We start from the raw sequence: 18,977 nt of genomic DNA, 5'->3' as shown, positions 1-18,977 counted from the left end.
AGCGACGACCGCCGGGAAGGGCCATCAGTCGCAGGTATGCCGTCCTGCTGGGTGCCGCTGTCAGCGCGCGGCGGCCGCCTCGACCTCGCGCGCACCGACACCGGCGAGCTCGGGCAGGGCGGCGACGAGGTCGGCGAGCTCAGGGGTCGCCTCGGCCTGCGCGACGGCGTCACGCAGAGCCCGGTCGTGCACCGGACGCGCCTTCGTCAGCAGGGCACGACCGGCCGGCGTGAGCTCGGTGTAGATCCCTCGGCGGTCGTCGGCGCAGAGGATGCGGGTGAGCAGGCCCCGGTCCTCGAGGCGGTTGACCAACCGCGTCGACGCGCTCGGTGACAGCGCCGCGGCCCGGGCGAGCTGCGACATGCGCATGTGCCACCCGTCCTGGCGCGAGAGCGAGTCGAGGACGCTGAACTCGACGACCGAGAGCCCGTGGTCGCCCTGGAGCGCCCGCTCGAGCTCGGACTCGATCATCTGGTGCAGGGCGGCGAGCCGCCGCCACCCCTGCGATCGGACCTGCACCGCGTCGTCGGAGATACCCATGCGTCCATTCTAGCGGCGTTTTGCAATATCGCGCGTGTGCAACTAATGTTCCACAGGTAGTTGCACACGCGCTATATCTTCGCATGGAAGGAACCGCAGTGGCATCCACGCTCGCACTGCCCGTCGACACGACCACCCAGCGGCGGATGCCCCTCGGCCTCCTCGCGCTCGCCGTCGGCGGATTCGGGATCGGGCTCACCGAGTTCGTCATCGCCGGCCTGCTGCCCGAGGTGGCCCGCGACTTCGACGTCACCGAGACCGCTGCCGGCTGGCTCATCTCCGGCTACGCCCTGAGCGTCGCCGTCGGTGGCGTCGCGCTCACGCTCGCGGCCTCCCGGCTCCCCCGCAAGCACGTCCTCCTGGCGCTCATGGTGCTGTTCGTCGTCGGGAACCTCCTTTCGGCCATCGGCACGTCGTATGCCGTGATGATGACCGGCCGCGTCGTCGCGGCCCTCTGCCATGGCGCCTTCTTCGGCATCGGCTCCGTCGTCGCCGCAGGTCTGGTGAGCAAGGACCGCGCCGCCAGCGCCATCGCGCTGATGTTCGCCGGCCTGACCACCGCCAACGTGCTCGGCGTCCCGCTCGGCACCCTGCTCGGCCAGGAGTACGGCTGGCGCTCGACCTTCTGGGCCATCACGGCGATCGGCGTCCTCGCCCTCGTCGCCATGGCCCTCCTCGTCCCCGCCTCGGTCAACGCCCGGCCCACCGCGACCGACGCCGCCCCCGGCGGCGGCGACGCGAGCCGGCCCCACGGCATACGACAGGAGCTGTCCGCCTTCGCGAACCGCCAGGTCTGGCTCTCGCTGCTCATCACCGTCCTCGGCTTCGGCGGGATGTTCGGCGCCTTCACCTACATCGCGTTCACGCTCACCGAGGTCTCCGGCTTCGCGAGCAGCTCGGTGCCGTGGCTGCTCATCCTGTTCGGCCTCGGCCTCTTCGTCGGCAACCTCCTCGGTGGCCGGGCCGCCAACCGCTCCGTCCCGCGCACCCTCACCTGGGTGCTCGCGATCCTCACGGTCGCCATGGTCGGGTTCGCGCTCACGGCGCAGTCGCAGGTCCTCACCATGGTCTCGCTCGTGCTCATGGGCGCCTTCGGGTTCGCGACCGTGCCCGCGCTCCAGCTGCGGATCATGACGTACGCCGGGTCCGCCCCAACCCTGGCGAGCGGCGCCAACATCGCCGCCTTCAACGTCGGCAACGCGCTCGGCGCCTGGCTGGGGGGCGTGACGATCGCCGCGGGACTGGGCTACGTCTCGACGATCTGGGCCGGCGCCGCGATGGCCGCCGCTGCCCTCGTGACGCTGCTCGTCGCCGAGCGCGTGGGGTCGTGAGCCGGGTCGAGCACCGATAGAGTCGACGTCAGGTGCGCCGGGAAGTCTGGTCGGCAACAATGCCGCCGACCCCGAAAGGGCACCATGACCTCCCCCGCCTCCCGCGACCGGCTCTTCCGCAGGCCGTCCTGGGCCGAGAACCAGACCGTCACGCGTGCGTTGCGTACCGAGACCGTCGGTGGCGCGATCCTCCTCGTGGCCGCGCTCGCCGCTCTCGTCTGGGCGAACTCGCCCTGGCGGGAGGCGTATGCCGGCCTGCGAGACCTGCGCGTCGGCTGGGAGCCGTGGCACCTCGAGCTGTCGATCGGCGCCTGGGCTGCGGACGGGCTGCTGGCGGTCTTCTTCTTCGTGGCCGGGCTCGAGCTCAAGCGCGAGTTCCTCGTCGGCGACCTGCGCTCCCCGGCGAAGGCCGCGGTGCCGGTCCTGGCCGCGGCTGCCGGGGTGGCGGTCCCCGCGGTGCTGTTCGCCGTCACCGTGATGGTTGCCGGTGGCGACTCCGCGGCGCTGCGGGGGTGGGCGATCCCGACGGCGACCGACATCGCGTTCGCGCTGGCCGTGCTCGCGGTCATCGGCTCGCACCTGCCGTCGGGGCTGCGGTCGTTCTTGCTCACGCTCGCCGTCGTCGACGACCTCATCGCCATCACCATCATCGCGATCTTCTACACGCAGGGGCTCGAGGTGGTGCCGCTGCTGCTGGCGCTGCTGCCCCTGGGGGTGTTCGCCGCCCTCGTCCAGCGCCGGATCGTCGTGTGGTGGCTGCTCGTCCCGCTCGCGTTCGCGACGTGGGCGCTGGTCCACGCCTCGGGCATCCACGCGACCGTCGCCGGTGTGCTGCTCGGACTCGTGGTCCCGGTGAGGGCGAGGGCCAGCGTGCCGTCCGTGTCGACCCTGCCGGCCGAGACCGACGTGGCGCAGCGCCTCGAGCACCGGCTGCGGCCGCTGTCGGCAGGGTTCGCCGTGCCGGTCTTCGCGTTCTTCGCCTCGGGAGTGACGGTCGTCGGTGGGGGCGTGGGCGCCGCGCTGCGCGACCCGGTCGCCGTCGGGATCGTCGCGGGTCTCGTCGTCGGCAAGCTCGTCGGCGTCCTCGGCAGCACATGGCTGCTGGCGAGGTTCACGCGGGCGCAGCTCGACGAGGACCTCGCGTGGAGCGACATCGTCGGACTGTCGCTGCTCACCGGTGTCGGCTTCACCGTCTCGCTCCTCGTCGGGGAGCTGGCGTTCGGGGCGGGCAGCGAGCGCGACGACCACGCCAAGCTCGCGGTCATGGTCGGCTCGCTGCTGGCGGCCCTCCTGGCCGCGGTCGTCCTGCGGCGGCGCAACGCGGTCCACCGCCGCATCGCCCTCGAGGACGCGGTCGACGACGACGGTGACGGGATCCCGGATGCGTTCCAACGCCGTTCGAGCGGGGACGCACCGAAGTGAGGCGGCCCGCGGTGGGTAAGGTCGTTCCAGTCGCCCAGAAAGCCTCCCGACCTGCGAAGGTGAGCAGCATGACAACCGGAACCGGACCCGAGCGGACCATCGGCCAGCTCGTCGCCGACGCCACCCACGACGTGCAGGGCATTGTCCGCAGCGAGATCGCCCTGGCCAAGGCCGAGGTGTCCGCCGGCGCGAAGGTCATGGGCAAGGGCGCCGCACTCCTCGGCGCCGCGGCCTTCGTCGGGCTCCTCGGGCTGATCTTCCTGTTCCACACCATCGCCCGCGTCATCGCCGTGTGGCTGCCGGTGTGGGCGGGCTACGGCATCACGACCCTCCTCCTGCTCATCGTCGCCGGCGTCCTCGGCCTCATGGGCAAGAAGTCCCTCGAGAAGGCCAAGCCCGCACCGAGCCGCGCCATCGCCGAGGCCCAGCAGACGATCGCCACCCTCAAGTCCTGATCCCGGCACTCGCCGCGGGTGTCGGGCGCCGGTTCGGGTCAGGTGCGGTTGCGCATCCAGTCCGAGAGCACGTGCTCGGGAATGGGCCGCTCGACCTTGGGGTCCCACGGCTGGGTGAGTCCCGCGAGGTCGAACACCGCACCGAGCAGCAGCGCGGTGAAACCCCAGACGAACAGTCCGCCAGCCTCGAAGCCCGGGCCGCGGTAGCCCGACGGGTGGGCCACCGTGAAGCGTCGGGCCGGGTCGAGCAGCTCGTCCAGCGCCACCCGCTCGACGCGCTCGACCTCTCCCGGGTCGACGACGCTCACCTGCCCCGGCACCGGCCACCAGCCGAGCACCGGGGTCACGGCGTTGCCGCTCGGGGTGAGGAAGAGCTCGGGCATGGCCCCGACGACGTCGACGCTGGCCGGCAGGACACCGACCTCCTCCTGCGCCTCACGCAGGGCGGCGTCGACCGGCCCCGAGTCGGTCGGGTCGACCCGGCCGCCGGGGAACGAGACCTGCCCTGGATGCGCCCGCAGCGACCTCGACCGAGCGGTGAGGACGACATCGGTGCCGCCGTCCGCGCTCGGCCCGAAGAGCATGAGCACGGCCGAGCGCCGGTCGACGTCGTCCGGCGGAGCGAACGTCGTGAAGGCGGCGGGCTGGTCCTCGTCGAGGGCCTCGAGGACCCGCGCCATCCAGTCGGGGCGAGGAGCGGTCACGCCGGCTCCTCGGCCCGCTCACCGGGCAGCGGTCCCGGCGGCGGGTCCGGCAGCACGGCGCTGGGGGCCAGCTCGTACTTGAGCAGCGTGAGCGCCTTGACCGGGTCGGTCTCGCCCTCGCCGTAGGAGGGGCACCACCGCGCCACCGGGCAGGCGCCGCAGGCGGGCTTGCGGGCGTGGCAGGTGCGACGGCCGTGGAAGATCAGGACGTGGCTGAGCATGACCCAGTCCTTGCGCGGGAAGAGTGCCCCGATCTCGTGCTCGACCTTGACCGGGTCGGTCTCCTCGGTCCAGCCGAACCGTCGCGCGAGCCGCCCGAAGTGGGTGTCGACGGTGATGCCGGGCACGTCGAAGGCGTTGCCGAGGACGACGTTGGCGGTCTTGCGACCGACGCCGGGCAGCGTCACGAGGTCCTTGAGCCGGCGCGGCACCTCACCATCGAAGCGCTCGACGAGCGCCTGGCCCAGGGTGATGACGGAGTTGGTCTTGGCGCGGAAGAACCCGGTCGGCTTGAGCACCTCCTCCATCGACACCCGGTCGGCGGCGGCGAGCGCCTGCGCGGTCGGCCAGCGGGAGAACAGGATCGGCGTCACCTTGTTGACCGTGACGTCGGTGGTCTGGGCCGAGAGCACGGTCGCGACGAGCAGCTGGAGCGGCGTCTCGAAGTCGAGCTCCGCGTGCGCGTAGGGATAGCGGTCGACGAGCGCGCGATAGATCTTGCGGGCCCGACGCGTCCGAGCGACGGGTGACTCTGCGGCATACGCAGCGGGAGAGGCAGGCACGCACGCCAGACTACGGCCGAGCACCGACGGCGACGGGCCGCGCCGTCGCCCGCCGGGGCGCGGAGCGACGTGGCACACTGTGGCCCGTGGATCACGACATCGTGCGCAAAGCCCCCTTGTTCGCGGCCCTCGACGACGAGGCGGCCGACAGCCTCATCACGTCCATGACGGCCCAGCACATGGAGCGCGGCGACGTGCTCTTCCACGAGGGCGACCCGGGTGACCGGCTCTACGTCATCGGCGAGGGCAAGATCAAGCTCGGCCGCTCCTCCGCGGACGGTCGCGAGAACCTCCTCGCGATCCTCGGCCCGGGCGAGATGTTCGGCGAGCTCAGCCTGTTCGACCCCGGGCCCCGCACGGCCACAGCGACCGCCGTCGCCGAGACCCAGATCGTCGGTCTCACGCACGACCAGCTCAAGGCGTTCCTCGGAGAGCGCCCCGGTGTCGCCACCACGCTCCTCGCCGCGCTCGCCCGTCGCCTGCGCCGCACCAACGAGTCGCTCGCCGACCTCGTCTTCACCGACGTCCCCGGCCGCGTCGCCAAGGCGCTCATCGACCTGTCCGACCGCTTCGGCCGTCCGGTCGAGGGCGGCGTCATGGTGAGCCACGACCTCACCCAGGAGGAGCTCGCCCAGCTCGTCGGCGCCTCCCGCGAGACGGTCAACAAGGCCCTCGCCGACTTCGCGACCCGGGGGTGGCTCAAGCTCGAGGCCCGCGCCGTGCTCGTCCAGGACATGGAGCGCCTCCAGCGCCGCGCGCGCTGACGCCCTCGATCGACCCGCCTCAGCGCACGCCGAGGTAGTCCAGCTGCGCCCGGATGCTCATCCGCGCCGCCGGCCAGACCTCCTGCGGTACGTCTGCGTAGACCCGCGTCAGCACGCCCTCGACCGGGTCCGGCTCGCCGGCCGCCCCGTCGGTGAGCGCCTGCCGCACCTGCTCGAGCCGCTCCTGACGGTGCGTGCGGTAGAACGCGACCATGGCGCTGGCGTCGGGCACGGCGGGACCGTGGCCGGGCAGGATCCGGGTCACCTGGCCGTTGCCGGTGAGGTCGGCGATCCGGTCCAACGACGCGAGGTATGCCGCGAGCTCGCCATCCGGGTGCGCCACCACCGTGGTGCCCCGCCCCAGGACGGTGTCACCGGTGAGGAGCGCGTGGTCGGCTGCGAGTGCGAACGACACCGAGTCACTCGTGTGACCGGGGGTGGCGACGACGCGGATCTCGAGCGCCCCGGCGGTGATGACCGAGCCGTCGGAGAGGTCGTCGTGGCCGCGCCCGACGGCCCTGACACGCGTCCCCGTGAGCTCGGCGAAGCGCGGTGCCGCCTCGGCGTGGTCGTGGTGGCCGTGGGTGAGGATCGTCTCGGTGACGCGGGCGCCGGCAGCGGTGACGGTGTCGACGACCCGTGCGAGGTGGGCCTCGTCGAGCGGCCCGGGATCGATGACGACCGCCTCGGTGCCACCAGGCTCGAGCAGGACCCAGGTGTTGGTGCCGTCGAGCGTCATCGGCCCCGGGTTGGGCGCGAGGACGCAGTGCGCCCGTTCGGTGACCTGCCCGCCGGTCCACGCCTGCTCGCTCATTCCCCCACCCTGCCACCTGAGAGAGACGACCCGACGAGACAGGCCTAGCACGGGGTGCTCGATCGGGTCGGTCACCTATAGGTGTCCACCCTGGACACTTATGGGTGTCCGACCCCGCGGCACACCCCTACGACTCCCGTCAGGGGATGTCGGAACGCATGACGAGGCGGTCGCCGAGGTCGACGAGCTCGGGCGAGACGGCGGTGAGCACCGGACGGTCGGCGAGGAACTCCGCCACGGAGGCGAACTCCGCCAGCTGCTCCAGCATGACCACGGTGGGCGGCAGCATCACTGCGTGCCCTTCGGCGTATGCCGTGAGCAGGCTTCGCGGAAGCACCCACGCGTCGTGGTCGGTCTCGGTCGAGGCGCCCTCGGCCAGCTGGCCCTCGGGAAGTGCTGCCGCGAAGATCCACGTGTCGTAGCGCCGCTTCTCGAACGGCGGGGTGATCCAGTGGGCCCGCGGGACGAGGTCGGGGACCGACAGGCGCAGCCCGCACTCCTCCTCGACCTCGCGCACGGCCGCCGACAGCAGCGGCGCCGCCTCGTCGGGGGCGATACCCATGGTGGCAGCCAGCTCGCTCACCGCACCCGGGTCGAGCACCGCCCGAGCATCCTCGGGGTCGACACCGCCGCCGGGAAAGACGTACATCGACGGCGCGAACGCCATCGTCGACACCCGTCGCTGGACGAACACCGCTGGCCCGTCGCTCGTGTCACGCACGACGAGCACCGTCGCGGCGCCCCGGGGCACCAGCGGCTCACCCGGGGACGCGAGCCAGGCGCGCGCGTTCGCCACCCACGCGTCGGAACGCGGGGCAGCGAACTCGCGCAACGGCATACGAGGAAGAACGCCTCAGTCGGCGACGTGGACGATGATCTCGACCTCGACGGGGGCGTCGAGGGGGAGCACCGAGACACCGACGGCCGAACGGGCGTGGACGCCGCGGTCGCCGAAGGCCTTGCCGAACAGCTCGCTCGCGCCGTTGATGACGCCGGGCTGGCCGGTGAAGGCGGGGTCGGACGCGACGAAGCCGACGACCTTGACGACGCGCTCGACCTTGTCGAGGTCACCGACGACCGACTTCACGGCGGCGATGGCGTTGAGCGCGCAGATCTGCGCGAGCTCCTTGGCACGCTCCGGGGAGACGTGGCCCTCGCCGTCGCCGACCTTGCCGGTGTCGGCGAGCTGCCCGGACACCATCGGCAGCTGGCCGGACGTGAAGATCCGCGAGCCGTCCTGGACGGCGGGGACGTAGGCGGCCACGGGGGCGGCCACCTCGGGCACGGTCAGGCCGAGCTCGGCGAGACGGTCCTCGACTGCACTCATGGTCAGGCTCCCTTCGGACGCTTGAGGTAGGCCACGAGGCCGTTGCCATCAGGGCCGGACACGACCTGCACGAGCTCCCAGCCGTCCTCGCCCCACTGGTCGAGGATCTGCTTCGTCGCGTGGATCATCAGCGGCACCGTTGCGTACTCCCACTTCTGCATGACGCCCACCCTAGTGCCGCCCCACGTAGGCTGGCACCGTGCCCTCATCCACCCTCGCGGAGCTCTCGGCAGCCCGCCTGCACGTCGTCACCGGCAAGGGCGGGGTCGGCAAGACGACGGTCGCCGCCGCTCTCGCCCTGGCGCTGGCCAGCACCGGCAAACGGGTCCTCCTCGCCGAGGTCGAGGGCCGCCAAGGCCTCTCCCAGACGTTCGACGTCCCCCCGCTCGGCACCGACGAGGTCCGCCTCGTCTCGCACCCGAGCGGCGGCGAGCTGTGGGGCCTGTCGGTCGACGCCAAGGCCGCGCTGCTCGAGTACCTCCAGCTCTTCTACAAGCTCGGCCGGGCGGGCACGGCGCTCGAGAAGGTCGGCGCCATCGACTTCGCGACGACGATCGCACCGGGCGTGCGCGACGTGCTCCTCATCGGCAAGATCTACGAGGCCGCCGGTCGACCCCGGGGTGGACGCGGCGGAGGCTCCAAGGGCGGCGCGCTCCACTACGATGCCGTCGTCCTCGACGCGCCCCCGACCGGTCGCGCCGTGCGCTTCCTCAACGTCAACGCCGGCGTCGCCGACGTCGCCCGGATGGGCCCGATCAAGTCGCAGGCCGACTCGATCACCCGGATGCTGCACGACCCCCGCACCCTCGTGCACATGGTGACCCTCCTCGAGGAGATGCCGGTGCAGGAGAGCCTCGACGGCCTGCGCGACCTCGAGGCCGTCGGCCTCCACATCGGCGCCCTCGTCGTCAACCAGATCCGCGAGCCACGCCTCACCGCCGCCAACCTCGCGGCCCTCGACGGCGCCGACGACGACCTCGACGAGCTCCTGCGCACCGAGCTCACCGCCGCGGGGCTGCGCCCGACCGGCCCCATGGTCAAGGGCCTCGTCCAGGAGGGTCGTGACCACGCCCTGCGGCTCGAGCTCCAGGACGAGATGGCCAAGGAGATCGCCGCCGCCGGACCGCCCGTCATCGAGCTCCCCGCGCTCGCCGACGGGATCGAGGAGGGCGGCGTCGCCGTCCTCACCGACGAGCTCCTCGCGCAGGGAGTCGCCTGATGGCCACCCGCACCCCCACGACCCCGACCAGCCTCGATGTCGACGGGCTGCTCGCCGACCCCGGCGTCGGCATCATCGTCTGCTGCGGTAGCGGTGGCGTCGGCAAGACCACGACCGCGGCGGCGCTCGGCATCCGCGCCGCCGAGTCGGGGCGCAAGGTCGTCGTGCTCACCATCGACCCCGCCCGCCGGCTCGCCCAGTCCCTCGGACTCACCGAGCTCGACAACACCCCGCGACCGGTCGCTGGCGTCGACCTGGGCAACGGTGGCTCCCTCGACGCGATGATGCTCGACATGAAGCGGACCTTCGACGAGGTCGTCGAGGCCCACGCCACCCCCGACAAGGCCGCCCAGATCCTCGAGAACCCCTTCTACCAGGCCGTCTCCAGCTCGTTCGCCGGGACGCAGGAGTACATGGCGATGGAGAAGCTCGGTCAGCTGCGCACGCAGGCCGAGCGCGACGGCACCTGGGACCTCATCGTCGTCGACACTCCCCCGTCGCGCTCCGCGCTCGACTTCCTCGACGCTCCCAAGCGCCTCGGCTCGTTCCTCGACGGGCGGTTCGTCCGCCTGCTCATGGCGCCCGCCAAGGCAGGGGGCCGCGCCTACCTCAAGGTGTTCAGCGTCGGGGTCGACCTGGCCCAGCGCACCCTGAGCCGGGTCCTCGGCGGGCAGATGCTCCAGGACGTCCAGACGTTCGTCGCCGCGCTCGACACGATGTTCGGCGGGTTCCGCGAGCGCGCCGACGTCACCTACGCCCTGCTCAAGGAGGACACGACGGCGTTCGTCGTCATCGCCTCACCGGACCGGGACGCGCTGCGCGAGGCTGCCTTCTTCGTCGACCGGCTCGGACAGGAACGCATGCCGCTCGCCGGCGTCGTCGTCAACCGTCTCCAGTCGCTCGGCGCGAGCGCCCTCTCGGCCTCACGCGCCGAGGACGGCCTCGGCCAGCTCACCGAGGCCGGCGACGAGGACTCGCTCACCGCGGGGCTGCTCTCGCTCCACGTCGACCTCGCCTCGACGGCGGCCCGCCAGCACGGGTTCGTCTCGCGCTTCGCCGCCTCGCACCCCCACGTGCGGCTGTCCACCGTGGCGGCGTCGGCCACCGACGTCCACGACCTCGACGGGCTCCGTGAGGTCGGCCGGCTGCTCGCCGGCTGACGCCGCACCACCCCACACCCCCGGACACAAGAAGGCCGGGCCGGTGCCGCGAAGGCACCGACCCGGCATACGGGTGGGTCTCAGTTCTGCGTGCGACCCAGCGTCTTGTTGAGGACGTCCCGCCAGGAACGGACCTCGGGGTGGCGGCGGAGGAGGGCACGGCGCTCGCGCTCCGTCATCCCTCCCCAGACGCCGAACTCGGTGCGGTTGTCGAGGGCATCGGCGAGGCAGTCGAGGGCGACGGGGCAGCCACGACACACGATCTTGGCGACGCGCTGCTCCTTCCCCTGGACGAAGAGTGCATCGGGGTCGGTGCCCACGCAGGTGCCGCGGGTGGACCAGTCAGAAGTACTGGCTGAAGCATTGGCAGGAGCTGAAGTGATCGTCATGCGATTTCCCTTGGCTGGGCCATTCCCTCCCGAATGGCGCTACCCGAAAACTAGGCAGTAGGTGGAACCTGCGCTATGACGATTCTGGGGACTAGTCACATAGTTCCTTGTAACTAGTTAGTTGCTAGCCATTTTCTCGTCTGACGTGCAGCGATGGATTCCGGCGCTGCGCAACAGGGGGTCACATGTTGCCGCGTTACCCTGCGGGTATGGAAGGTCGTGCCCAAAACCTGCCCCACGTGCTCCGTCTGCTGCTGGGGCTCGTCGTCCTGAGCACCCTCATGGGACTGCTCATGGCGGGCATCGCCATCCCCGCCATCGGGGCCGGAGGGAGCGCCACGACGAGCGGCGTCAAGGCGTTCAACGACCTCCCGAGCGAGTTCTCGGTGTCGCCGCTGGCGCAGCAGTCCAAGATCCTCAGCGCCGACAACAAGCTTATCGCCAACCCCTACGACGAGAACCGCATCATCGTCAGCCTCGACAAGATCTCGCCGTGGATGCAGAAGGCCCAGATCGCGATCGAGGACTCCCGCTTCTACGAGCACGGCGGCCTCGACGTGCGCGGCTTCACCCGCGCCATGGTGTCGAACTTCTCCAGTGGTGACGTGCAGGGTGCCTCGACCATCACCCAGCAGTACGTCAAGATCACGCTCCAGGAGAACGCCCTGCGTCGTGACGACAAGGACGCCGCGCAGGCCGCCGTCGCCAAGACCTACACGCGCAAGCTGCAGGAGCTCAAGTACGCCCTCGACGTGGAGCGCAACTACACCAAGGAGCAGATCCTCGCGGGCTACCTCAACCTCGTCTACTACGGCGACCAGGCCTACGGCGTCGAGGCCGCGGCCCAGAACTACTTCGGCGTCAACGCCGCCAAGCTCACCCTGGGCCAGGCCGCGCTCCTCGCCGGCATCGTCCAGCAGCCGACCAAGTTCAACCCGGTGATCAACCCCAAGCAGTCGCAGGCCCGGCGCAACGCCGTCCTCGACCGCATGCAGGCCCTGAACCTCGCGCCCGTCGCCGCCGTGACCGCGGCCAAGAAGCAGCCGGTGGCCGACATGCTCGGCAACCGCAAGCCCCCCAAGGGCGTCTGCCAGCGCTCGAGCCAGCCGTTCTTCTGCGCCTACATGATGGAGTACCTCCAGAAGTCGCCGCAGATGGCCGTCCTCGGCAAGACCCCCGCCGAGCGCCTCAAGAACATCAACCAGGGCGGCCTGACGATCAAGACCACGCTCGACACCAAGCTCCAGACGGCCACGATGCGTGAGCTCACCGCCGCCGTGCCGATCGGCAACAAGAGCAACCTCGGTGCCGCGTCGACCGTCCTCGAGCCGGGCACGGGCAAGGTCCTCGCCATGGCCCAGGCCACCGACTTCGGCGACAGCCAGCTCAACCTCAACGTCGACCAGCGCTACGGCGGCAGCCAGTACGGCTACCAGTTCGGGTCGACCGCAAAGATGTACGCGCTCGTCACCGCACTCGAGTCCGGGATGCCGCTCGACGCCACCGTGACCGCACCGATGGCTTCCCCCGAGGACTCGCACGTCTTCACCAACAAGGACATGCACGACAAGTGCCGCACCGACCCCAAGGGGTGGGAGGTCAAGAACGACTACAAGAGCGGCGGCACGCTCTCGCTGGCCAAGATGACCGCCGAGTCGATCAATACCTCGTTCGCGCAGCTCACCATCGACCTCGGCGCCTGCAAGGTGCACGAGACGATGAACCGCATGGGCCTGCACCAGGGTGACGGCAAGCCGATCGACACCGCGATCCCGGCCGTGGCCCTCGGCGCCGGTGTCGTCACGCCGATGACCATCGCCTCCTCCTACGCCACGCTGGCCGCCCGCGGCAAGTACTGCGAGCCCACCCCGATCGAGTCGATCACGACGTCCAACGGCAAGGTCGTCAAGGTGCCCCCGACGTCGTGCAAGCAGGTCATTCGGGCCGACGTCGCCGACGGTGTCAACGCCCTGCTCCAGGGCCCGCTCTACGACAGCCGCGGCACCGCCGAGGGGTCGTGGACGGTCAAGGAGCGTCCGGCGGCGGGCAAGACGGGCACGACGAACAACCACAACCAGTCGTGGTTCGTCGGCTACACCCCGCAGCGCGCGGCCTCGGTCTGGATCGGCAACGTCAAGCCGGCCAAGGCCAACGGTGAGCTGCTCACGCTCAACCGCAAGACCTTCGGCAGCTACGGCTACAAGAAGAGCGTCTTCGGTGGCACGGTCGCCGGCCCGGTCTGGGGCAAGATCATGAAGGCCGCGACCGACGGGCTCCCGATCGTCCCGTTCACCGCCCCCTCGGCCGCCGTGCGCAACGGCAACTACGTCGTGCTCCCGGCCGTCGCCGGCGACAGCATCGAGACCGCCACCGGCAAGCTCGAGGCCGCGGGCTTCAAGGTCAAGGTCGGGGGCCGGGTCGACAGCTCGGTCCGCGAGGGTCGGGTGGCGAGCACGACGCCGAGCGCCAAGGCGCCCAAGGGCGGCACCGTGACCCTGCTCATCTCGCGCGGCTACTCGACGCAGACCGCGCAGCGCTTCACCCCGCAGCCTCAGAACACGGTCGTCGTGCCCCCGCCGACGACACCGACGGCCGGGCCCGGTCCGGGGCAGGGCCCGGGGCCGAAGGCCAAGCCCACCAAACCGCCCAAGCGACCGTGAACGATGCGATGACCCCCACCGGATCCGGTGGGGGTCATCGCGTTCGTGGGCGCGGGCTCAGCCGGCGAGGACCCGCTTGACGATGGCGGCCACCCGGCCACCGTCGGCGCGACCGGCGATCTCGCCCTGTGCGGCCTTCATGACCTGCCCCATCTGCGCCATGCCGGTGGCGCCGGAGCTCTCGACGGCGGCGCGCACGATGCGCTCGAGCTCGGCGTCGTCGAGCTGCTTGGGCAGGTAGGTCTCGAGGACGGCCAGCTCGGCGTCCTCGGTCGCGGCGAGCTCGGGGCGGGACGCCTCGGTGTATGCCGTGGACGCCTCCTTGCGCTTCTTGGCCTCCTTGGCGATGACCTTGAGGACCTCGTCGTCGCTGAGCTCCTTGGCCTCGTCACCGGCCACCTCGGCGTTGGTGATGGCGGTGAGCGTCATGCGCAGCGTGCCGGAGCGGACCTTGTCCTGGCTGCGGATCGCGTCGTGGAGGTCGCTGCGGAGCGTCCCCTTGAGAGTCGTGTCGGTCATGCCCCCAAGTCTCGCACCCGCCGTCAACCGGGATACTGGGGTGATGACCTCCCCGATCCGGACCACCTTGACCGCCGTGGCCGGAGTGGCGGCGACCGGGGTCGCGGGGGTGGCCTACGCAGCGCTCGTCGAGCGGAACTGGTTCGCGCTGCGCGAGGAGACCGTGCCGGTGCTGCCCGCGGGATCGCAGCCGGTGCGCCTTCTCCAGGTGAGCGACCTGCACCTCATGCCCGACCAGCGCCGCAAGATCGCGTGGGTGCGTGACCTCGCCGCGCTCGCACCGGACTTCGTCGTCAACTCCGGCGACAACCTCGCGCACGTCGACGCCGTGGGTCCGCTGCTGCGGGCCATGGAGCCGCTCATGGAGTTCCCCGGGGCCTTCGTGCTCGGCTCCAACGACCGCTTCGGTCCGGTCCCCAAGAACCCTGCCCGCTACCTCACCCCGAGCTATGCCAAGGCACCCAAGGCCCCGCGCACCGACCTGCCCGTGGACGAGCTCGTCGCCGGGCTGCGGGCGGGCGGCTGGTCCGACCTCGACAACGCGCGCACGACGGTGACGATGGGTCCGCACCGCGTCGAGCTCGTCGGCGTCGACGACCCGCACATCGAGTACGACCGGTATGCCGCGGTGTCCGGACCCGCTGCCCCCGACGTCGCGCTGACGGTGGGTCTCGTGCACGCGCCCTACCAGCGGGTGCTCGACGCCATGACCGCCGACGGCGCCGGGCTCGTCCTCGCAGGCCACACCCACGGCGGACAGCTGGCGGTGCCGTTCTACGGCGCCCTGGTGACCAACTGCGACCTCGACCGGGGTCGGGCCAAGGGCCTGTCGCGGTGGTGGCCGGGAGCGGGAGGCCAGGTGCCCACGGAACCCGAGCGGGCGGCATACCTGCACGTCTCGGCAGGACTCGGGACCTCGCCGTACGCTCCCGTCCGGTTCGCCTGTCGCCCCGAGGCGACGCTGCTCACCCTCGTCGCGCGCTGACGCCGGGAACCGATTTCGGGAGGTGGGCGACCGTCGGCTATCCTCTGGTGTCGCCGTCTGCAAGGGCAGTGACGAGCCACGGGGTGTGGCGCAGCTTGGTAGCGCGCTTCGTTCGGGACGAAGAGGTCGCAGGTTCAAATCCTGTCACCCCGACCAGTGACACGAAGGCCCTCCGCTTAGCGAGCGGAGGGCCTTCGTGCTGCTCGGGGTCGGTCGGCGGCTCAGTCGCGGGGCAGGTCCCGCAGGGCGGTGGCGAGCGACGGGGTGAGCGGCAGCCGTGGGATGAGCGTCGCCTGCACCGCGTGGTAGAGGTCGGCCTTGGTGTCCCACGTCGTGCGCGAGACCTCGCCCGCGGGGCTGAGCTCGTGCCACCAGGAGCCGCCCACCCGGTCGATGACCTCGGTGTCGACGTAGTCCCACCACGTGCGGTACCAGTGCTCGTATGCCGGGTCGCCCGTCGCGTGGTGCAGCGTGGCCGCCGCTCCGATCGCCTCGGCGGCCACCCAGTGCATGCGCTCGCGCACGACGGGCTGCCCCTCGAAGTCGACGGTGTAGACGAAGCCCGGCGAGCCGTCGACGGCCCAGCCCTCGCGCACCCCGGCGTCGAAGAGGCCCTGCGGGTCGTCGAGCATCCACGCGGCGGGCTCGTCGCCGAGGGCGGTGAGGGCGGCGCGGGCGTGGAGCGTGAGGCGGGCCCACTCGAACCAGTGGCCGATCGTGGCGCCGAAGGGACGGAACGGGTCGGCGGGCCGGTCGCGGTTGTAGTCGGGCACCGCGGTCCACGTGGCGTCGAAGTGCTCCGGCAGGCGCCACGACCACTCGCGGGCCCAGCCGTGGACGACCCGCTCGAGGATGCGGACCGCGCGGTCGAGCCAGACCCGCTGACCCGTCACGTCAGCGGCGGCGAGGTAGGCCTCGACGGTGTGCATGTTGGCGTTGACGCCGCGGTAGCCGTCGAGGGCGTTGAACGCGCGGTCCCACTCCTCCACCGCCATCCCCTGCTCCTCGTCCCAGAAGAAGCGCTCGCTCACGTCGAGCGCGGAGGCGAGGAGCGCATCGGCCCCGGGCCGCCCGGCAGCGGTGGCGCTCGAGGAGGCGAGGATGACGAAGGCATGCGGGTAGGCCTCCTTGGCCGTCGACCGGGGCACCCCGTCACGGCCGACCTGCGAGAACCAGCCGCCGTGCTCGGCGTCGGCGAAGAGCGTGGTGATGGCAGCGACGCCGTGGTCGGCGAGCGCACCGCACCCGGGCCGGCCCATGAGGTGCCCGAGGGAGTGGACGTGCGTCATCCGGCACGTGAGCCAGAGCTCGAGCGGGCCGTCCTGGGCCGTCCCGTCGTCCCCCTGGCGTGCGAAGCCGCCGTCTGCGAGTCGCGACCCGCGACCGAACTCGAGCAGCCGGTCGGTCTCGGCCTCGAGCCACCGTTCGTGCCAGGCGGACCCCAGCCAGGCCCCTGCCACACGGGTCGACCCGTCGTGCTGCTCGTGCATCCCACTCCTCCAGGTTCCCGTGCCGTCCGGCGCCGTCCCATTGTCCTTCGTCGGGCCGTGGAGCGAGCAGGAACCCTCGAAGGTGTCAGGTCCGGACAGCCGCCTCCTCCGGCAGGCCGTCGGTCCAGAAGTCGAACGTCTGGGTCACCCAGAAGACGGCGAACGACACGAGCAGGACGACCTCGACCCACAGCACCCACTCGTCCGGTGTCCCGCCGCCACCCAGCTGGTCCATGAGCGCGAGCACGATGGCGGCGCCGAAGGTCACGGCCATGACGAGGGCGACCCCGCCGTAGACCGACGCATAGGCCCGCGCGGCCTTCGCGTCGCCGGCCCGGTCGCGGCGGCCACGGGCCTTGCGGGCGTTGACGAACGCCACGGCGGTGATGAGGCCGAACAGGGGCACCGCGGCGCCGAAGTGGGCGGTGTCGAGGAAGGAGTCCCGCCCGAACCGGAACCAGAGGAAGAACGCGACGAACACCCCGGCGGCGAGGAAGAAGCCGATCCGGGTCGCCCGCGAGGACTGCCGCCGGGCCACGACGACCCACCCACCGAGAGCGAGTCCGAGGACGCCCAGCGCGACGAGACCCCAGATGTTGTTGACGACCGACGGCACGAACTCCGGCGGCACCGAGCAGCGACCGTCCGGGTCGCACGGCGCACCCCCGGCGCCCCGTGGCGTCGGCACCATGGCCACGACGGGTGCGAGCATCCCGGCGATGTTGAGCGCCGTGTCCTCGAACCCGCGACGGCCGACGATGGCGACGAGGCTGATGCCGATGGCCACGAGTGCTCCGACGAAGACGCTGCGGGCCGGCGTGTAGTAGTAGGCACTGATCGACCCGAGGTGTCGGTTGGCCTCCAGACCCCCGAGCCGCTCGAGCCACACGCAGAACAGCAGGAGCACGACGAGCCCCACGAGGCTGAGCCGCAGGTAGCGGTAGGTGCGCACGGACGCGCTGGCCCGCACGGTCGGCGGTGTGATGATCTGGGCCACGCCCGGGACGGCTGGCACCTCCGGCATCTCAGGCACCTCGGCTGGCACGTTGACCATGACCTGCTCCTCTCCTCGTTCCCAGTGTGGCGTCAGAGAGGAGCCGCGAGAAGGGCTCCAGATACTCGTCGCTCGCTGACTCCCGGGCTCTTCCGCCCGTAGCCCTTCGCTCGTACGCTCGGAGGGTGGCCGAGGCACCCGCCCCACCGACGAGCGTGCGCAACGCGACCGAGGCGGTCGCCCGCCACAGCACGCTCGGGTCGGCCTACCTCGCGGGCATGTGGGTCGGCGACCCGCTCGCGGACGCCTGCGCCGACGAGGCCGCCCGGATCGGTCGCGGACGCTTCATGCGACTGCTGCGACAGGCGCTCGCCGACGGCATCGACACGGTCCCCGACGCGCCCGCGAGCCTCGTGGCACTCTTCGCCCAGCTCGACGACGTGCCCGAGTGGGTCGACCTCCCGGCGATCGATGCGGGCGTCCGCGACCTCGCGCGCCACAGCCGCGAGACGGGCATCGTCCTGGGTGCGGCCTCGCTCCTCGTCGGGTATGCCAACCCGACCGCCTCGCGCCCGCTGGCGATGACCGGCCGCTACGTCGAGAGCGCCGGCATGCGCACCATCGAGGTGGCGACGTGGCTGCGCGCGGTGACGAGACCCGGGGGCCTGGGGAGGTTCTCCCCCGGCTTCGAGCGCACCGTGCGTGTGCGGATGATCCACGCCTTCGTGCGCCGCCACCTGCGCGACGACCCGGCCTGGGACCTCGAGGCCTGGGGCGAGCCGATCTCGCAGGCCCACCTCGCCTACACGGTCGACGAGTTCTGCCTCATCGTCATCCGGGCCCTGGCACGCGTCGGCGTGCACTTCCGTCCCCACGAGGTCGCCGACGGCCACTACGCCCGCTGGCGCTACCTCGGCCACCTGCTCGGTGTCGTCCCGGACCTGCTGCCCGCGACGCAGGCCGACCAGGAGGCGCTCGAGGAGCTGCACCTCATGACGCGCCCGCCGGTGGAGGACTTCTGCCGGGCCCTCGTGCGCGGGATCAACACCGAGTTCCTCGTGCCCGAGCTCGACCTCCTCCTCGGGCCGTTCCGGCGGTGGTCGCCGACCACCGTCCACGGCCTCGAGCGCCTCTTCCTGGGCGACGACATCGCCGACGACCTCGGCGTGCCCCCGTCCCGGGTCGGACCCGTCGTCGCCGGGCTCGGTCGACCGTTCGGCGTGGTCAACCGGGCGATGGACCGCGTACCCGCACTCGTGGAGTGGCGGCGCCGGCGCGGCGAGGCCTACACCGACCGGCAGGAGGTGCGCCTGCGCACGACCTACGGCGTGACGCACGAGATGGTGGACGACTCCCCCTCGACGGGCGCGCCGCACCCCGCCCGCACCGGTGGGTGAGGGCACGACGCGTCACCACCCGGCC

20 protein-coding genes and 1 tRNA gene are annotated in these 18,977 nt (G+C 71.5%); 10 read left to right on the top strand and 11 right to left on the bottom strand.

Annotated features, from left to right (window positions below; all coding sequences use genetic code 11):
• Positions 1–60: 60 nt before the first annotated feature.
• Positions 61–540, bottom strand: a complete 480-nt coding sequence (locus tag KLO01_RS08915) for a MarR family winged helix-turn-helix transcriptional regulator (protein WP_147064269.1) — start codon at positions 538–540, stop codon at positions 61–63.
• 146 nt (positions 541–686) lie between these two features.
• Here KLO01_RS08915 and KLO01_RS08910 point away from each other — a divergent pair, with 146 nt between their 5' ends.
• The 3 genes from KLO01_RS08910 to KLO01_RS08900 all read left to right on the top strand — a co-directional run bounded on the left by KLO01_RS08910 (position 687) and on the right by KLO01_RS08900 (position 3,748).
• Positions 687–1,871 (top strand): MFS transporter, encoded by a 1,185-nt coding sequence (locus KLO01_RS08910; RefSeq protein ID WP_147065192.1) that lies wholly within the window; start codon positions 687–689, stop codon positions 1,869–1,871.
• 84 nt (positions 1,872–1,955) lie between these two features.
• Complete coding sequence (gene nhaA / locus KLO01_RS08905) at positions 1,956–3,293, top strand: Na+/H+ antiporter NhaA (protein ID WP_147064267.1); 1,338 nt, start codon at positions 1,956–1,958, stop codon at positions 3,291–3,293.
• A gap of 68 nt (positions 3,294–3,361) precedes the next feature.
• Positions 3,362–3,748 carry a phage holin family protein gene (locus tag KLO01_RS08900; RefSeq protein WP_147064265.1) on the top strand — a complete coding sequence of 129 codons (387 nt, stop codon included), beginning with the start codon at positions 3,362–3,364 and terminating at the stop codon, positions 3,746–3,748.
• 38 nt (positions 3,749–3,786) lie between these two features.
• On the opposite strand, the gene KLO01_RS08895 is transcribed toward KLO01_RS08900, so the two are convergent.
• Together KLO01_RS08895 and nth are read right to left on the bottom strand one after the other, a co-directional pair.
• On the bottom strand, positions 3,787–4,452 hold the full coding sequence (locus tag KLO01_RS08895; protein ID WP_246136126.1) for an NUDIX hydrolase: 666 nt from the start codon (positions 4,450–4,452) through the stop codon (positions 3,787–3,789).
• Complete coding sequence (nth, locus tag KLO01_RS08890) at positions 4,449–5,243, bottom strand: endonuclease III (protein WP_186828021.1); 795 nt, start codon at positions 5,241–5,243, stop codon at positions 4,449–4,451. The genes KLO01_RS08895 and nth overlap by 4 nt, the downstream gene beginning before the upstream one ends.
• A 77-nt stretch (positions 5,244–5,320) precedes the next feature.
• Between nth and KLO01_RS08885 the strand changes: the two genes are divergently transcribed.
• Complete coding sequence (locus tag KLO01_RS08885; RefSeq protein ID WP_147064262.1) at positions 5,321–5,998, top strand: Crp/Fnr family transcriptional regulator; 678 nt, start codon at positions 5,321–5,323, stop codon at positions 5,996–5,998.
• A 19-nt stretch (positions 5,999–6,017) separates the two neighbouring features.
• On the opposite strand, the gene KLO01_RS08880 is transcribed toward KLO01_RS08885, so the two are convergent.
• The 4 genes from KLO01_RS08880 to sp36 form a co-directional block, all read right to left on the bottom strand.
• Positions 6,018–6,812, bottom strand: a complete 795-nt coding sequence (locus KLO01_RS08880) for an MBL fold metallo-hydrolase (protein ID WP_147064260.1) — start codon at positions 6,810–6,812, stop codon at positions 6,018–6,020.
• A 139-nt stretch (positions 6,813–6,951) separates the two neighbouring features.
• Positions 6,952–7,650, bottom strand: a complete 699-nt coding sequence (locus tag KLO01_RS08875) for an NUDIX hydrolase (RefSeq protein ID WP_147064259.1) — start codon at positions 7,648–7,650, stop codon at positions 6,952–6,954.
• A 15-nt stretch (positions 7,651–7,665) separates the two neighbouring features.
• Entirely contained in the window at positions 7,666–8,139 is a 474-nt protein-coding gene (locus tag KLO01_RS08870) for a RidA family protein (RefSeq protein ID WP_147064257.1), read from the bottom strand.
• Positions 8,140–8,141: 2 nt separating this feature from the next.
• On the bottom strand, positions 8,142–8,300 hold the full coding sequence (sp36, locus tag KLO01_RS08865) for a Sp36 family protein (RefSeq protein WP_147064255.1): 159 nt from the start codon (positions 8,298–8,300) through the stop codon (positions 8,142–8,144).
• A 38-nt stretch (positions 8,301–8,338) separates the two neighbouring features.
• Between sp36 and bagA the strand changes: the two genes are divergently transcribed.
• Both bagA and bagB read left to right on the top strand, forming a co-directional pair.
• Entirely contained in the window at positions 8,339–9,358 is a 1,020-nt protein-coding gene (bagA, locus tag KLO01_RS08860) for an ATPase BagA (protein WP_147064253.1), read from the top strand.
• Entirely contained in the window at positions 9,358–10,518 is a 1,161-nt protein-coding gene (bagB, locus tag KLO01_RS08855) for an ArsA family ATPase (RefSeq protein WP_147064251.1), read from the top strand. The genes bagA and bagB overlap by 1 nt, the downstream gene beginning before the upstream one ends.
• Before the next feature lie 80 nt (positions 10,519–10,598).
• Here the strand turns inward: bagB and KLO01_RS08850 are convergent, their stop codons facing one another.
• On the bottom strand, positions 10,599–10,907 hold the full coding sequence (locus tag KLO01_RS08850) for a WhiB family transcriptional regulator (protein WP_147064249.1): 309 nt from the start codon (positions 10,905–10,907) through the stop codon (positions 10,599–10,601).
• A gap of 209 nt (positions 10,908–11,116) precedes the next feature.
• On the opposite strand from KLO01_RS08850, the gene KLO01_RS08845 reads away from it, so the two are divergent.
• A complete protein-coding gene (locus KLO01_RS08845; RefSeq protein WP_147064247.1) occupies positions 11,117–13,567 on the top strand; it encodes a penicillin-binding protein in 2,451 nt (816 codons plus the stop codon).
• Between the two features lie 57 nt (positions 13,568–13,624).
• Here KLO01_RS08845 and KLO01_RS08840 read toward each other — a convergent pair whose 3' ends face one another.
• Positions 13,625–14,086, bottom strand: a complete 462-nt coding sequence (locus tag KLO01_RS08840; protein WP_147064245.1) for a GatB/YqeY domain-containing protein — start codon at positions 14,084–14,086, stop codon at positions 13,625–13,627.
• A gap of 43 nt (positions 14,087–14,129) precedes the next feature.
• Between KLO01_RS08840 and KLO01_RS08835 the strand changes: the two genes are divergently transcribed.
• Together KLO01_RS08835 and KLO01_RS08830 are read left to right on the top strand one after the other, a co-directional pair.
• A complete protein-coding gene (locus KLO01_RS08835; protein ID WP_147064243.1) occupies positions 14,130–15,071 on the top strand; it encodes a metallophosphoesterase in 942 nt (313 codons plus the stop codon).
• Between the two features lie 79 nt (positions 15,072–15,150).
• Positions 15,151–15,227, top strand: a tRNA-Pro gene (locus KLO01_RS08830).
• Positions 15,228–15,292: 65 nt separating this feature from the next.
• Here the strand turns inward: KLO01_RS08830 and KLO01_RS08825 are convergent.
• Both KLO01_RS08825 and KLO01_RS08820 read right to left on the bottom strand, forming a co-directional pair.
• Positions 15,293–16,561: an AGE family epimerase/isomerase gene (locus tag KLO01_RS08825; RefSeq protein WP_147064241.1), complete on the bottom strand. Its 1,269-nt coding sequence runs from the start codon at positions 16,559–16,561 to the stop codon at positions 15,293–15,295.
• A gap of 85 nt (positions 16,562–16,646) precedes the next feature.
• A complete protein-coding gene (locus KLO01_RS08820; RefSeq protein WP_147064239.1) occupies positions 16,647–17,615 on the bottom strand; it encodes a hypothetical protein in 969 nt (322 codons plus the stop codon).
• A 125-nt stretch (positions 17,616–17,740) separates the two neighbouring features.
• Between KLO01_RS08820 and KLO01_RS08815 the strand changes: the two genes are divergently transcribed.
• Entirely contained in the window at positions 17,741–18,952 is a 1,212-nt protein-coding gene (locus tag KLO01_RS08815; RefSeq protein WP_147064237.1) for an oxygenase MpaB family protein, read from the top strand.
• Positions 18,953–18,977 lie beyond the last annotated feature (25 nt).

The organism is Knoellia locipacati (assembly GCF_007992835.1).
GTDB lineage: Bacteria > Actinomycetota > Actinomycetes > Actinomycetales > Dermatophilaceae > Knoellia > Knoellia locipacati.
The sequence above is the reverse complement of the archived record's forward strand: the minus strand, read 5'-3'. Positions and strand labels throughout refer to the sequence as shown.